The sequence below is a fragment of the Shimia sp. MMG029 genome (assembly GCF_027947445.1).
Classification (GTDB): domain Bacteria; phylum Pseudomonadota; class Alphaproteobacteria; order Rhodobacterales; family Rhodobacteraceae; genus Shimia.
The window spans coordinates 1,268,940-1,284,302 of record NZ_JAQJIM010000001.1 but is presented as its reverse complement, the minus strand read 5'-3'; the positions used below and the strand labels follow the sequence as shown (position 1 = coordinate 1,284,302).

Annotated in this window: 13 protein-coding genes; 8 read left to right on the top strand and 5 right to left on the bottom strand. The window is 58.2% G+C overall.

All coding sequences use genetic code 11. The annotated features are described in order from the left end of the window. Position 1 precedes the first annotated feature (1 nt). The 3 genes from prfB (at position 2) to PJL69_RS06135 (ending at position 3,735) form a co-directional block, all read left to right on the top strand. Positions 2-1,129 (top strand): peptide chain release factor 2, encoded by a 1,128-nt coding sequence (prfB, locus tag PJL69_RS06145; protein WP_271308851.1) that lies wholly within the window; start codon positions 2-4, stop codon positions 1,127-1,129. Positions 1,130-1,320: 191 nt separating this feature from the next. Continuing rightward, entirely contained in the window at positions 1,321-2,748 is a 1,428-nt protein-coding gene (locus PJL69_RS06140; RefSeq protein ID WP_271308850.1) for an amidase, read from the top strand. A gap of 231 nt (positions 2,749-2,979) precedes the next feature. Next, positions 2,980-3,735, top strand: coding sequence for a DUF2189 domain-containing protein (locus PJL69_RS06135; protein WP_271308994.1), 756 nt, complete (start codon positions 2,980-2,982; stop codon positions 3,733-3,735). Positions 3,736-3,795: 60 nt separating this feature from the next. On the opposite strand, the gene PJL69_RS06130 is transcribed toward PJL69_RS06135, so the two are convergent. Next, the gene (locus tag PJL69_RS06130; RefSeq protein WP_271308849.1) at positions 3,796-4,611 is read right to left on the bottom strand and encodes a helix-turn-helix domain-containing protein; all 816 of its coding nucleotides are present in this window, start codon (positions 4,609-4,611) and stop codon (positions 3,796-3,798) included. Positions 4,612-4,872: 261 nt separating this feature from the next. Between PJL69_RS06130 and PJL69_RS06125 the strand changes: the two genes are divergently transcribed. Continuing rightward, positions 4,873-5,274: a hypothetical protein gene (locus PJL69_RS06125; protein WP_271308848.1), complete on the top strand. Its 402-nt coding sequence runs from the start codon at positions 4,873-4,875 to the stop codon at positions 5,272-5,274. Positions 5,275-5,440: 166 nt separating this feature from the next. Here the strand turns inward: PJL69_RS06125 and ilvN are convergent, their stop codons facing one another. Beyond that, positions 5,441-6,004, bottom strand: a complete 564-nt coding sequence (gene ilvN / locus PJL69_RS06120; RefSeq protein WP_209096534.1) for an acetolactate synthase small subunit — start codon at positions 6,002-6,004, stop codon at positions 5,441-5,443. A 26-nt stretch (positions 6,005-6,030) separates the two neighbouring features. Continuing rightward, positions 6,031-7,785, bottom strand: coding sequence for an acetolactate synthase 3 large subunit (locus PJL69_RS06115; RefSeq protein WP_271308847.1), 1,755 nt, complete (start codon positions 7,783-7,785; stop codon positions 6,031-6,033). Positions 7,786-8,089: 304 nt separating this feature from the next. Between PJL69_RS06115 and PJL69_RS06110 the strand changes: the two genes are divergently transcribed. Further along, complete coding sequence (locus tag PJL69_RS06110; RefSeq protein WP_271308846.1) at positions 8,090-8,467, top strand: bleomycin resistance protein; 378 nt, start codon at positions 8,090-8,092, stop codon at positions 8,465-8,467. Between the two features lie 40 nt (positions 8,468-8,507). On the opposite strand, the gene PJL69_RS06105 is transcribed toward PJL69_RS06110, so the two are convergent. After that, entirely contained in the window at positions 8,508-9,167 is a 660-nt protein-coding gene (locus PJL69_RS06105) for a response regulator transcription factor (RefSeq protein WP_209096523.1), read from the bottom strand. Further along, positions 9,164-10,591 (bottom strand): cache domain-containing protein, encoded by a 1,428-nt coding sequence (locus PJL69_RS06100; protein ID WP_271308845.1) that lies wholly within the window; start codon positions 10,589-10,591, stop codon positions 9,164-9,166. Before PJL69_RS06100 ends, PJL69_RS06105 begins: the two co-directional genes overlap by 4 nt. Before the next feature lie 249 nt (positions 10,592-10,840). Here PJL69_RS06100 and PJL69_RS06095 point away from each other — a divergent pair, with 249 nt between their 5' ends. The 3 genes from PJL69_RS06095 to PJL69_RS06085 all read left to right on the top strand — a co-directional run bounded on the left by PJL69_RS06095 (position 10,841) and on the right by PJL69_RS06085 (position 15,326). Beyond that, positions 10,841-11,923 (top strand): TRAP transporter substrate-binding protein, encoded by a 1,083-nt coding sequence (locus PJL69_RS06095; protein WP_271308844.1) that lies wholly within the window; start codon positions 10,841-10,843, stop codon positions 11,921-11,923. A 116-nt stretch (positions 11,924-12,039) separates the two neighbouring features. After that, positions 12,040-12,954 (top strand): TRAP transporter small permease subunit, encoded by a 915-nt coding sequence (locus tag PJL69_RS06090; RefSeq protein ID WP_271308843.1) that lies wholly within the window; start codon positions 12,040-12,042, stop codon positions 12,952-12,954. Between the two features lie 17 nt (positions 12,955-12,971). Next, the gene (locus PJL69_RS06085) at positions 12,972-15,326 is read left to right on the top strand and encodes a TRAP transporter large permease (RefSeq protein WP_271308842.1); all 2,355 of its coding nucleotides are present in this window, start codon (positions 12,972-12,974) and stop codon (positions 15,324-15,326) included. Positions 15,327-15,363: the final 37 nt, after the last annotated feature.

Genomic DNA, 15,363 nt, shown 5'->3' with positions numbered 1-15,363 from the left:
CATGCGCGCGGACGCTCAGAATACTGTTACAGAGATCGAGAAATCCCTGACCCTATTGCGCCAGCGTATGGATTGGGAAACGGCAGCCTATCGTCTTGAAGAATTTAACGCCCGCGTAGAAGATCCGGACCTGTGGAACGATGCCGAAGGCGCACAGAAGTTGATGCGGGAGCGTCAGTTGCTTGTGGATGCGATGGACACCGTGAAATCCATCGAGACCGAGCTGTCTGATAACGTCGAGCTGATTGAGCTGGGCGAGATGGAAGAGGATGATGAGGTTGTTTCCGAAGCTGAGGCCGCGCTGAAAACGCTGGCGGAGAAGGCGGCGGAGAAAGAGCTTGAAGCGCTTCTGGATGGCGAGGCGGACGGCAACGACACCTTCCTTGAGATCAACTCTGGCGCTGGCGGCACGGAAAGCTGTGACTGGGCCTCGATGCTGGCGCGGATGTATGTGCGCTGGGCGGAGAAAAAGGGCTATAAGGTTGAGTTGCAGTCCGAGACACCGGGCGAAGAGGCGGGCATCAAATCCGCGGCGTATAAAATTTCCGGGCACAATGCCTATGGCTGGCTGAAGTCCGAAAGCGGTGTGCACCGTCTGGTGCGGATTTCGCCTTATGACAGCGCTGCCAAGCGCCACACCTCCTTCAGTTCGGTCTGGGTCTATCCGGTGGTGGATGACAACATTGAAATCGAAGTGAACCCGGCCGACATTCGCGTGGACACCTACCGCTCCTCAGGCGCCGGTGGTCAGCACGTGAACACCACCGACTCTGCGGTGCGGATCACCCACATGCCAACAGGCATTGTTGTGACCAGCTCGGAGAAGTCGCAGCACCAGAACCGCGATATCGCCATGAAGGCGTTGAAATCGCGGCTCTATCAAATGGAGCTGGACCGCCGGAACGCAGACATCAACGCCGCTCATGAAGCCAAGGGGGATGCGGGCTGGGGCAACCAGATCCGCTCTTACGTGCTGCAGCCCTACCAGATGGTGAAAGACCTGCGCACCAGCCATGAGACCAGCGACACCAAAGGCGTGCTGGACGGGGATCTGGATGGGTTTATGGCGGCAACGCTGGCGATGGATGTGGCGGGCATGAGCCGCGCGGACGCGCAGGCGGACGAGTGAGCCTGACCTTTCGGGCGCTGCCGCGCTGAGAAGAGAAAGGCAGGGGCGTTGCCCCTCGCCGTAAGGCGGTTCCCCCCAGGATATCTGACGAAAGAGAAGATGGCGTGTCCCGCAGGGGCGCGCCATTTGCGCTTTTGAGGCTTGCGGTTGTGGGCGGATCGTGCTGCGATTGTCGTGGAGGGTGACAGCAGATGAGCGATTTTCTGGACTGGGATGCAGGGGTTCTGATTGCGGCGTTGCGCGAGGGGCGACTGACGGCGGAGGCTGTCATGACAGCCACATTGGCGCGGATAGCAGCGCGCAACGGTGCGGTGAATGCGATTGTGGATCAGCGGGCGACGGAGATCTTGCTGGCGGAGGCACGGGCGGCAGATGCGGTGCCTTATGAGGCGCGGGGCGCGTTGCATGGCATGCCCATGGCGATCAAGGCGCTAGCCCATGTCAAAGACACGCGCAACACAGAAGGCAGCCCCTTGTTTGCCGACCGGATTTCAGAGGCTGACAGCGCCTTTGTTGCGCGGATGCGCGCAGCGGGGGCGATATTCATTGGCAAAACCAATGTGCCGGAGTTCGGTCTGGGCAGCCACAGCTACAACCCGGTGCATGGGGTCACACGCAACCCGTTTGATGCCGCCCGCACCGCCGGGGGCAGTTCCGGCGGGGCCGGGGCTGCGCTGGCGCTGGGGCTGGTGACGTTGGCGGATGGCAGCGACATGATGGGGTCGCTGCGCAATCCGGCCGGATGGAACAATGTGTACGGCTTTCGCCCCAGTTGGGGGGTGGTGCCGCGCGAGGTTGGTGCAGAGAGTTTCTGGCAGCAGTTGTCAACGATTGGACCCATGGCGCGCAGCCCAAGAGACTGCGCCTTACTGCTGCGGGTGATGGCACAGGCAGAGGCGGGCGTGCCGTTTAACATGCCAACGCAGGACTGGGACGTGCCGGAGCACTGCAATGCAGAGGGGCTGCGCATCGGCTGGCTGGGTGACTGGGGCGGCGCAATGCCGATGGAGGAGGGCATTCTGCCACTCTGTGAGGCGGGGTTGGCGGTGCTTGCGGATCTTGGAGCCGAGGTTATGGCGCTGGATCCTCCGTTTGATGCAGAGGCGATGTTTCAGAGCTGGAGCAGGCTGCGTGCCTTTGCCTTGGCAGGCGAACTTGCGCCGCTGTATCAGGACGCGCAGACACGGGAGCGGCTGAAGCCGGAGGTGCAGTGGGAAGTGCGCCGGGGCATTGAGATGGATGCCATGGGGTTGCACCAGGCAAGTCGGGTGCGCTCCGCGTGGTATGTGGCCGCAGCTGAGATGTTTGCGCAGTTTGACGCGGTGGTCTTGCCTGTGGCGCAGTGTTTCCCGTTCCCGGCGGAATGGGACTGGCCCAAGGACATCGCGGGGCAAGCGATGGACAGCTACCACCGTTGGATGCAGGTGATGGTACCTGCAAGCCTGTTGGGGTTGCCTGCGATCAGTGTGCCTGTCGGGTTTGATGCCCGTGGTCTGCCGATGGGGATGCAGATTATCGGTGCCAAAGGGGCGGATCGAAAGATTTTGGAGATCGCGCAGGCCTATCATAGTGCCACCCATTGGCCGCAGGCGCATGCGCCAAAGCTTTCCATCGGTTGATTTGACGCGACAAAGCCGCTTTCATGGTCTCTGGAGGAACAGGCGCGGGGAGGGCGCATGTCTGAGGAGAGCATACAGGGTAATGTCGCAGGGCGCATTCCGGAGAAGACAGAGGCAGCATCGCGTATCGCCGAGGCAGATGCGCAGGATCACACCCGGTTTTCAGCCGCGCGAGCGGCAGATGGTGCGCGGGCGCATGGGGTGCCCACGCTGGGACGCGTGCGGGTGGATATGTTGGCACAGGCCTTGCGGCTTGGGCTGCGAGACTTCATGAAGAAGCCCGTCTATGGACTTGGTTTTTCGCTGTTCTATGTTCTTGGAGGCTGGGCCATGGTCTGGCTCACCTTGGCGAGCGGGCAGAGTTATTGGCTGACGTTTGCGGCGATTGGGTTTCCCCTGTTGGGGCCTTTTGCGGCTGTAGGGCTCTATGAGGTGTCTTTGCGGCTTGAGCGGGGCTGGCGCATGGACTGGCCCTTGATTGCAGGTGTGGTGCTGCGCCAGAGCAAACGGCAGTTGCCGTCGATCTGTGCTGTTGTCATCATCGTGTTCTTGTTCTGGTTTTTTCTGGGGCACATGATTTTTGCCCTGTTTCTGGGGCTGTCGGTGATGACGAATATTTCCAGTTCTCTGGAGGTCTATACCACCGCAAACGGGCTGATGATGCTCGGGGTTGGCTCTGTGGTTGGATTTCTGTTTGCGATGCTGCTGTACATGATCACGGTGCTTGCTCTGCCTTTGCTGCTGGACCGCGAGCTGGATTTTGTCACTGCGATGATTGCGAGCTTTCAATATGTGCAGGCACACCTTGGGGTGATGCTGATTTGGGCAGCCATGGTTTCTGGGCTGACCTTTGCGGCGATGGTGCCGGGGTTTCTGGGCCTGTTTGTGATCTTTCCCGTGCTGGGGCACGCAAGCTGGCATCTTTATGCACAGATCAAGGCTGCCGGCGCAGAGGAGGAGGCGCGCGGCGCTTTAGCTCAAGACTGATGGTGGTTGGGGCGGGCCGCTTAGGTCTTCCCACTGCATCCTAAGCCACCTCTCTGTCCGTCACACAAAAGGTTGGTCGACGCGCAGATTGTCCTGATGGCTTTGGGGCAGGTCGCTGAGAGGCTGATAGCCTGTCATGGCGGCCACAGCGCGGGCGTCTGAGAGCCCGCCGGTCAAACGCTCAAAAACAAGCCGCGTGATGCGCCGTTTGGTGGCGTCTTCGCGGTCCGGGCGGGCCGCAAATCCAACCCAGAGCTGGGTCGGGGCGTCGCTGACGCGGGTGAGGTAGTTGAACACGCTGGCAATGTTGTTGCGGTGCGATTGCATAAAGTAGAGGTCGTCTTCTTGCGGGGTGATGACGGCGCGAAATTCGCGCAGCGCGCTGTCAGTTGGCAAGGACACTTCGCGCATGGCGCTGCGGCTGGCGTAACCGCGTAGTAGCGTGAACCCGTCACTGCGGAACACATAAACCAGCCCGTGAATAACCAAGTCCGTGTGCAAAAAGCTTTGTCGGGAAAACCGATAGAAGCCGGGGGGGAAACGTTCTTCGCTGATGCAGCCGGGTTTGGGGCCGACAAACCCATCAAGAAAGGGGTGCGTGTGACCGGGACCGCTGTCGGCGCTCGCGGCGAGTGGGCCAAGCAAGATGCGGGCGTCTACTTCAAAGAAGCTGCAGATCTGGGCGATGATTTCCGGGCGCGGAAAGCTTTCTCCGGCCAAGTAGCGATTAAACTGGGTTCGATTGATGTCAAGATCGCGGCAAAGGCTGGAAATAGACCGGTAAGGCTTTGTCAGTTCGCGCAAATTTCGGCTGAAGGTCTCACGCAGCTCCTTCGGGGAAAGTTCCAGACGGTTTTGAGACTCTGAAGTTTTCACTGCGCGCTCTTTGATCGTTGAAGAAATCATACATATACGAGAACCACACATATTCAATTTTCGCTGGATTTTACCCAACGACAGGCGCTAACTATAGAGCGATGATGCTCTTTAGCGTCAGAAGCGCCAGAACGGTGCGAAACAAAGACCCTGTCCGCCAGTAGGCAGTTTTAAAGGGGGGCCGCGTTTGCGCAAGCCCCCGCCAGGGCGAAAGAAAGGTGTGGTATTGCACGGGTAAGTTAGACTTTTGGGGAGTATGTAATGCTCGGTTTGGTACTTTGGAGTGATCCAAAGCGCCGTAAGGCCCTGATTTGGTGTGAAGATCAGAAAGATCTTGCATTTTTTGACGGGGCGCAGGATAGCGAAAACACAACAATTGGTGGACGGGACATGCCAATTGTACCACGTGTGGGCGATCTGTTGGTGTTTGATATTTGTCACAGCGAGCAGCTGCGGCGTGCAACCAATATTCGTCTATTCGCGCATAGGGATGCGGATGATTTGATCGACATGCTGAAGACGGCGAGTCGGTTGGCCCTTGGAGGCGAATCTCTGCCCTTTCAGCCTGTGATGAAGGCGGAGAGTGACAATGTCATACGCTTTCCGTCAGAACGGTGCGCAAAAGCTTCGGCAACTGACTTGGAGAGGTTGGAGCACGGATAGCACGGCTGCGTTTTGGTTGTGTCAGACGTGGTCTGGTTTCGAAACCCTCAGCACGGGACAGCGTTGAGGGGAAGACCCTAAACAGAAAAGACGTGGCCCGCTGCGGCCTGTCTTAAACCAAAAAAGGGAGGCCCATGGCCTCCCTTTTCATTGTTTCATAAGCTGTTTACTCGGAGCCGCGCGACAGAGCCGCCACGCCGGTGCGCGCCACCTCAATCAGGCCGAGGGGGCGCATGAGATCGGCGAAAGCGTCGATTTTTTCAGGCGCGCCGGTCAGTTCAAAGACAAAGCTCTCCAGCGTGCTGTCCACGGCATTGGCGCGGAAGATATCGGCCAGACGCAGGGCCTCCACACGTTTGTCGCCCGTGCCCGCCACTTTGAAGAGCGCCAGTTCACGTTCGACCGAAGGGCCTTCCACAGTCAGGTCATGTACGTCATGCACCGGCACAATGCGGCCGAGCTGTGCCTTGATCTGTTCGATCACCTGCGGTGTGCCGGTGGTCACAACGGTGATGCGGGACAGCTTGCCGGTGTGGTCCACCTCAGCCACGGTGAGGCTTTCGATGTTGTAGCCACGGCCGGAAAACAAGCCAATCACGCGCGCCAACACGCCCGGTTCGTTGTCCACCAATACCGCGAGGGTGTGGGCTTCCTGTGTGTCCGAGAAGTTCGGACGTAGGTTATAGGCGGAATGGCTCGTTGAGCCTTTCTTGATTTTTAGAGCAGCCATTGTTCTCTCTCCTTAACCCTGCGCGATCAGACTAGAACGGCGCCGCCAGCTTCGATGGCGCCTTGCGTGCTGGCTTCTCCCAGAAGCATTTCATTGTGTGGCTTGCCTGATGGGATCATCGGGAAGCAGTTTTCGTGTTTTTCTACCAGACAGTCGAAGATCACCGGGCCATCGTAGTTGATCATTTCCATGATCGCTTCGTCCAGATCATCCGGGTCAGAGCAGATGATGCCTTTGGCGCCAAAGGCTTCGGCGAGTTTCACAAAATCAGGCAGCGCCTCAGACCAGCTGTGGCTGTAGCGTTCGCCGTGCAGCAGCTCCTGCCACTGACGCACCATGCCGAGGCGCTCGTTGTTCAGGATGAACTGTTTCACCGGCAGGCGGAACTGCACCGCGGTGCCCATTTCCTGCATGTTCATCAGCCAGCTGGCTTCCCCCGCCACGTTGATCACGAGGCTTTCGGGATGCGCCACCTGCACACCGATGGAGGCTGGGGTGCCATAGCCCATGGTGCCGAGGCCACCGGAGGTCATCCAGCGGTTTGGATCTTCAAAGCCGAGGTACTGCGCGGCCCACATTTGGTGCTGGCCCACCTCTGTGGTGATGTAGCGGTCGTGCTCTTTGGTCAGGGCCTCAAGACGCTCCAGCGCATATTGAGGTTTGATGACCTTGCCTTCCTGCGTGTACTTCAGGCATTCGACCTTGCGCCAGTCGCTGATCTGGCTCTGCCAGTTGGCAATCGCCTCGCGGTTCACATTGCGGCCACGGGCTTTCCAGACTTTCAGAATGTCACTGAGCACGCTTTCCACATCGCCGACAATCGGGATGTCCGCCTTGATCACTTTGTTGATCGAGGAGGGGTCAATGTCGATATGCGCCTTGATTGAGTTCGGCGAGAAGGCCGAGATCAGTCCGGTGATGCGGTCGTCAAACCGCGCGCCGATGTTGATCATCAGATCGCAGTCATGCATCGCCATGTTGGCTTCATAAAGACCGTGCATGCCCAGCATGCCGAGCCAGTTCTCCCCAGACGCCGGATAGGCGCCCAGACCCATCAGGGTGGAGGTGATCGGAATGCCGGTGGCATCCACCAGCTCGCGCAGCAGCTGAGAAGCTTTGGGGCCGGAGTTGATCACGCCGCCGCCGGTGTAAAACACCGGGCGCTCAGCCTTTTCCATTGCCTCAACCAATTCGTTGATTGCGGCGATGTCGCCTTTGGTCTGCGGCTCATAAATTGTGGTGTCGGACTTCTCCGGCGCGGTGTAGGTGCCGGAGGCAAACTGTACGTCTTTGGGGATGTCGATCAGCACAGGACCCGGGCGGCCAGAGCGCGCCACGTGAAACGCCTGATGCAGGGTTTCGCTGAGGGTTTCGGTCTCTTTCGCGAGCCAGTTGTGTTTGGTGCAGGGGCGGGTGATGCCTACGGTGTCTGCTTCCTGAAAGGCGTCAGAGCCGATCATGAAGGTTGGCACCTGTCCGGTGAGCACAACGATTGGAATGGAATCCAGCAAAGCATCGGTGAGGCCGGTTACGGCATTGGTTGCGCCGGGGCCGGATGTCACCAGCGCCACACCCACCTTGCCGGTAGAGCGGGCATAGCCCTCTGCCGCATGCACCGCGCCTTGTTCGTGACGCACGAGGATGTGGCGGATGTCATTTTGCTGAAAAATCTCATCGTAAATCGGTAGGACGGCTCCCCCCGGATAGCCAAAGACTGTGTCCACACCCTGATCCTTCAGGGCTTGAACAACCATTTTTGCTCCGGTCATCTGACGTGTCATCACTCTCTCCGTTACCGACGTCATTTCACATTCGTTGCGCACAAAAAAACCCTCGCTTTTGGCGAGGGCGCATGGGGTACCATTATGGTGTCCGTTACCGGCCCATGCGCCAATTTCTTAGAATGACGACTAGCTGTTGCATTGCGTCCGTCCTCAAGTTGGGTTCCATTGTGTTCGAACCGGACCTTATGTGTGCTGCACAGCGGCGTCAACAGGGAATGAGATGTGGAAAGCACATTTTTGGATGAAAATCTTTGCATTTGTTGCGCGAACTGTGGGTCTTCGTGAAATTTGAGGAAAAATCATGGATGAATTCCTGTTGAAACAGATCACGCCCTTCGTCCCTTGTCGCGATTTGGCGTCTCAAATCGGCTTCTACCGGGATGTGCTGGGCTTTGAACTGGGCTTTCAGGCTGACAATTATGCTTTCATGAAGGCAGGGGAGGTGGCCATTCGGCTGATCGAAGTGGACGCTGGTGTGAATCTGTCAGGTTACGAGACATCTTTCTATGTTGATGTGTCGGGGATCGACGGGCTGTATGCGCATTTGCGGCCTCAGCTGGATCGCCTGCCCGCAGCCCGCGTGCGGGCGCCTTTTGACCAGGACTACGGTCAGCGCGAATTTCATGTGAAAGACGAGGACTGCACGCTGGTGTTTTTTGGTGAGACGATAGCGGGCTGATCGGTGCCTGAACGGCTGCGTTTTGGCCGGTCGGCTGTCGTCAGAGGCGCACGCCAGTGCCTTGCAGAACACCGTGTTCCATCGCGTAGCGGGTCAGGCCGGCGGTGGAGGAAATGCCAAGCTTGCGTTTGATGTTTTTGCGGTGGGTTTCCACGGTGCGCACAGAAATATCGAGATCAATGGCGACCTGTTTGTTGGACTTGCCCTGAGCAAGTTGCAGCAGCACGGTTTGCTCGCGGCTGGTCAGCGGCTCGCGGTCGTTTTGATCGCCGGGAGAGAGTGATCCTGCGGCCCCGGTGCAGAGATACCGCTCCCCCTGCATCACCGCGTCGATGGCGGTTTTTATTTCTTCGGTGGGCACGTCTTTGAGCACATAGCCCATGGCGCCATGGCTGAGGGCGGTGGAGATATACTCTGGGCTGTCGTGCATCGATAGGATCAGCACGCGGAGCTCTGGATTCATCTCGAGCAGCATTTCGGTGGCTGTCAGCCCGCCAATCTCAGGCATGTTGAGATCCATCAGCACAACGTCGGGCGCAAGCGCTGTCATTTGGTCCACCGCTTCGCGCCCGTTGGACAATGTGCCGACGACCGTGATGTCATCATAGCTTTCCAGAATGCTTTCGATGCCTTCGGCGACCATCGGATGATCGTCCACAATCATGACTTTGATGGTGGGGGTGTCCGCAGGGGCTGTCATGCGCGCGCCTTTCTACTTTTGTCCGATCCTTCGGTTTCCGGGGTCAGAATGTGGCTCAGCGGGACTTCTGCCACAATCACCGTGCCAGAGCGAGATGAGAATATGCGCAGGGTGCCATCGAGTTGTTCGACACGTTCCTGCATGTTGCGCAATCCAAGACCGACGCGTTCGGCTGGTGCATTGTCTTGTGGCAGGCCATGGCCGTTGTCGGCGATGCGCAGCGTTGCGCCGCGCTTGTGGCCGCGCAGATCCATGGTGACTTCGGTGGCGCCGGAGTGGCGTTCGATATTGGTGAGCGCTTCCTGCGCGATGCGATAGAGCGCGATTTTGGATTCCTGATCGAGCCGGTTGCGGAACACAACGGTCTTGAAGGCGACGTGAATGCCGGTGCGCGCCGCATATTCATCGGTCAGCACCTTGAGCGCCGGGCCGAGCCCCAGATCATCCAGCACACCGGGGCGCAGATCGCGGGAAATGCGGCGCACCTCCTGAATGGCGCTCGACAGGTGGTCGATGCCTTTGTCAAGCGATTGCAGACCTCGTTCGTCTCCGGCGTTCACCCGCCTGCGGGCGCTGTCGAGCGCATAGCGCACGCCCACAAGCAATTGGGAGATGCCGTCATGCAGTTCGCGGGCCACGCGGCCGCGCTCTTCTTCTTGGGCGTCAAACACCCGCTGTGTCAGCGCTTTGAGTTTTGTGTCTGCAAGGCGTCGTTCACGTACGGTGATGACAAAGCCTGAGGCAAACACCAGAAGCAGCGCGGCGAAGGTGATGCCAAGGATATAGACGGAGGTGCGTTGCACCCGTTCCTCCACATCGGCGCGGGCGGCGGCGACGCTTTCGAGCACATCGTCGATAAAGATGCCGGTGCCGACGACCCATTGCCAATCCTGCAAGCCGACGGAGTAGGTGACCATGCGCGCGGTTTCATTGGTGCTGGGCTTGGTCCAGTCAAAGCTGTGATAGCCACCGCCAGAGCGCGCGATCTGGATCAGAGGATCGGTGATTTCTGTGCCGTTGAGATCGGTCATGCCACGCCAGTTTTTGCCGATCAGATAGGTCTGGCGCGGGCTGACGAGGTTGTTGCCCTCATAATCAAACACAAAAAAGTAGCCATCCGGGCCATAGAGCATGGAGGACAGAATTTGGGTGACCGCGAGCTTTGCGGCCTCGTCATCCGGCGCGGCGCGCCCGTAGATATTGATGAAAGCGGTGCGGGCAATCGAAATGTAGTTTTTCAGTTCCGCTTTTTTGGCTTCGATCAGCTGTGCCTCCAAGGCGCGTATTTCCCGCTCTGCCAGTTGGCGCGATTGATTGGCCACCAGCATTGAGATTGCGGCCACCGCCAAGATCAAGGGGAGGGTGGCGAGCAAGAAGAGCTTCTGTCCGTAAGACAGGCGCAGGATGGAGAAGAGGTTTCGCATATCTGATTCGTTACGGAAATTTCATGGCGAATCAAAGAGAAGATTCGTGGCGCATGCGCCCCCATCACAAGCGCAGCGGAGGCTTAATACCTGAATTGGTCGGGTTTTTTTGCCATTTGCCCGCTTTCTACGCGGTAGTGGGTATTTCTTCTACGTAGGGGCAACGCTAGGCTCGCCCTACTTCAACGATCCGCCCGGACTCTCTGAAGGGAGGCCCGGGCCGAACAAATTTCTGGGAGGAAAACCTACATGGATCGTCGTTCTTTTCTGAAAACTTCTGCTCTGGGCGGCACTGCAGCCGCGGCAACCACTCTGGCCGCACCTGCATATGCACAAGGCAAGCGTACTCTGACCATGGTGACCTCTTGGGGTCGTGGTCTGGCAGGCGTGTTTGATGCGGCACAATACGCAGCAGACACCATCACTGCGATGTCTGGCGGTGACCTGACCGTGGAAATCAAAGCGGCTGGCGAACTGGTTGGCGCGTTTGAAGTGTTTGACGCCGTGACCGCGGGTCAGGCCGACATGTACCACGCGGCGGACTACTACTTCGTAAGCCAGCACCCAGGTTACGCCTATTACACCGCTGTTCCGTTCGGCATGACCGCGCAGGAACTGGTGAACTGGTACTACCACGGTGAAGGCCACGCGCTGCACGATGAGCTGGGCGAAATCTTTGGTCTGAAATCCTTCCTCGCGGGCAACACCGGCGCGCAGGCAGGTGGCTGGTTCTCCAAAGAGATCAACGGCCCAGAAGACTTCCAAGGTCTCAAGTTCCGCATGCCAGGTCTGGGTGGCCAGGCGCTGGGCAAAATGGGTGCCTCTGTTCAGAACCTTCCAGGTTCCGAAGTGTATCAGGCGCTCGCATCCGGCGCGATCGACGGCACCGAGTGGATCGGCCCATGGGCAGATGAAAAAGCTGGTTTCCAGGAAATCACCAAGTTCTACTACACCGCAGGCTTCCACGAGCCAGGTGCGGGTCTGTCACTGGCGACCAACCGCGAAGTCTTTGACAGCCTGTCTCCTGCGCACCAGAAGATCATCGAAACCGCAGCCGCCGCAGCGCACCAGTGGAACCTCGCTCAGTTCCTCAACAACAACGGTGCAGCGCTTCAGCGTCTGCAGGCGGGTGGCGTGAAAACCCTTGAGTTCCCTGACACTGTTTGGGATGCGATGGGTGCCGCGTCTAAAGAAACTCTGGACAGCTACATGGATGATGAGCTGTTCGCCAAGATCCGCAACTCGGTTGAAGACAGCATGCGTGCGTCTTCCGGCTGGCTTGTGAAATCTGAAGGTGTGTACCGCTCCCAGCGTGACCGCATCTTGGGCTAAGCCCACCGATCGCTAAAGCCATAGACCCCTCGGGAAGCTTTCCGAGGGGTCTTTTGCTAAAAATGCCCGACGGTCTGGCGGTGCCGTCTGTACGAACAAAAAGGGGATGAGGGGACATGCTGGACGGTCTGGTCTGGTTGTTTTCCAACATTGGCCAAGCTTTTGTGAATGCCGCTTATGCGGTGACACATCCAAACAGCTGGCTGAGCTGGATAGGCGGCCTTGAGACCACCGAGGACAAGCAAGCGTTGATGCGGTTTGTTTACTATGGTGGCTCGGTCGAGTTTTTCTTTGTGGTGTTTACGCTGTTTCTGATCGCAACGGCGGTCGGGATCTGGCGCAACTCTTTCATGTGGGGCTGCGTGCGCGTTCTGGAAGGCTTTGCCAACACGGTGGGCCGTTTCTTTGCGTGGGCAGGCCTGTTGATGGTGCTTCAGCAGATCGTCATCGTTTTCATGCAGCGGATTTTCACCGTGGCAGAGATTTCGCTGATCTGGAAAGTGGATTGGCTGACAGCGGATGTAAGCTGGTGGGCCGAAGAACTGAAGCTATATAATGCGATGATCGTCTGCCTGTGTGCGACCTACACTTTTGTGCAGGGCGGCCATGTTCGGGTTGACTTGATCTACTCCACCATCAGCCATCGTGCGAAACGCGTGGTCGATATGCTGGGCTCGCTGATCTTTATGATGCCTGCGGCTGTGCTGACGTGGATGTACGGCTGGTACTTCATGTGGCGTCACCTTGTGACACCGAAGGTTTCGGCCTCTGATAAGCTGTCTCTGCTGGAGAAAAAAGCGCGCATTTTGAAGTGGAACGTGGAAACCATCGGCTTTTCGCCAAACGGGTTTAACGCCTACTTCTTGTTCAAAGTGCTGCTGGTGCTTTTCGCTGGCATGGTCTTTTTGCAAGCCATCGCCTTCTTCTATCGCTCCTTCCTTGAATTCAAAGAAGGCGCAGCAAGTGCAGGCAAATACCTTGACCGAGATTCGCTGGGTGAAGGTGAAGAAGCCTATGAAGGCACACACTGATCTAAGGGGCAGAACTTATGCTATTTGGACTTGATGGGGTCGAAGTCGGCCTGATTATCGTCTTCCTCTGCCTCTTTGGAGGCATTCTCTCAGGCTTTCCGGTGGCTTTTGCCATTGGTGGGGCAGGGGTGATCTCTTTCGGGATCATTGCGGCGCTCGACAGTGCCGGGATCCTTATTCACCAAGCGATTGACACCAGTTCGGCGATGTATGCCGATTTGATCGCACAGGGGGTCAAGGCGGATACAATCTCGATCTTCCGATACCCGGATCTGCCACGGTATGCAGAGCCGGTGTTTGCGGGCGGTTGGGAACAGGCGATGGACCGCAACATCAGCTTTATTGTGAACCGGATGAACGAGCGTGTGCTTGCCGGTCAGTCGATTGAAACGCTGCTGGCGGTTGTGATGTTTGTTCTGATGGGCATCACGCTGGAACGCTCCAAGATCGCAAACGATCTGCTGACCACCATGGCGCGCGTCTTTGGCCCGCTGCCCGGCGGTCTGGCTGTGTCGGTTGTGGTTGTGGGCGCTTTCCTTGCGGCCTCCACCGGTATTGTGGGCGCAACGGTTGTGACCATGGGCCTCTTGTCGCTGCCAACCATGCTGAAGCACGGCTATAACCCAAAGCTGGCAACAGGTGTGATTGCGGCGTCTGGGACGCTGGGTCAGATCATTCCGCCGTCCATCGTGATCGTTCTGCTCGGCACGCTGGCGGGCGATCTCTACTCTGCGGCACAGGAAAACCGTGCGCAGGTGGCGGGCTGTTCTGATGCGTTGACCTTCCTTGGCGAACCAGCGGTTGTTTCTGTCGGCACATTGTTCCAGGCGGCGCTGATCCCCGGCATCATGCTGGCGGTGCTTTATGGTCTTTATGCCTTTGGTTATGCGCTGTTTAACCCAAAAGAAGCCCCAGCTGTTGAGCTTGGCGCCTCTGGTGGGGAAGCGGTCACCCGTGGTGAAAGCCTGACATGGTTCCTCGCGGTGCCTGCGGGGCTGATTGCGGGTGTGATCCTGCTGGGTCAGGTGAACTTCATCGGCAGCCAGAACGTCACTGTGGACAGCTTCTCTGATGCGGGCAAAACCGCAAGCTTGCGCACCAATGTGAGCGAGGAGTGCCGGGCCTCTATGATTGATCTGCATGGGCAGCTGGCGTGGGATACCGCTGTGGCTGAGCAGACGGCGATTGATGAGGCCGGCGGTGTGGCAGAAGCCCGCGCGCTGACCGATGAGGAACGCGCTGATGCACGTGCCGCGAAGATCGCGGCGGCAGCGCCTATCGGCTCTGGCATTGCGATTGGCTTCCTGCTGCTGGCACTGGTGATCACCACTGCGCGTGGGGTTTCGCCAAGTGCGGACCGCACACCGCTGATTGTTGGCGGTGCAGGTGTGGCGCTGGCGTTGCTGGTGGATATTGTCCTGATCTCGCCGGTCACCACACCGGGCTGGACGCTGATCTATATGGCGATCCCATTGGCGATGACGCTTTATGGTGTGCGCTATGCGGCCGGGCTGCTTGGTAAAAACGATCTGCTGCGCGTGGTGTTCCCACCGCTCGTGCTGATCATTGCGGTGCTGGGCTCGATCCTTGGCGGCATCACCAACCCGACGCCCGCAGCGGCGCTGGGCGCAGGTGGCGCGATCATGCTGGCGGCTTATCGCAAGCTGCAGGATCAGGAACGCTCTGGCGCGATCATCATCTGGGCCACATTTGCGGTGATCATCATGATCCTCGTTGGTGTGAACTTTGATCTGCGTGTGAATCAGGCTGAAGTTGAGGTCGAGAACTACATCGCCTTCTTCGTGGCCAAAGGGGCTTACCTCTTTGCGATGTTCGGTCTGCTTTACGGTTGCTGGGTGCTGTTCCGTGGCAAGGTCCTGACACCGATTGTGCGCGAAACGGCGAAAGTGACCTCCATGGTCTTCACCATTCTGATCGGCTCTCAGCTGCTCAATCTGGTCGTGATCAGCTTTGGTGGGGAACACTACATCCAGCAGTTCCTGCAGTCCTTTGACAATGAGTTCAAAGTCTTCTTGATCGTGATGCTGGTGCTGTTTGTGATGGGCTTTGTGCTCGACTTCCTGGAGATCATTTACATCGTGATCCCAATTGTCGGCCCGGTCATCTACGGCGGCACCTTTGATCCCAAGTGGGTGACCATCATGATCGCGGTGAACCTGCAGACCTCGTTCCTGACGCCGCCCTTTGGCTTTGCGCTGTTCTATCTCAGAGGGGTTGCGCCCAAGGAGGTCACGACCGGGCACATCTATAAGGGCATCATCCCCTTTGTGCTCATACAGGTCGTTGGTCTGGCGATCCTGTGGTACTTCCCCTCCATCGTGACGATCCTGCCGGATCTGCTCGGCGGCTGATGCGACCAACCCAAGACACAGAAACGGGGGCCATCTG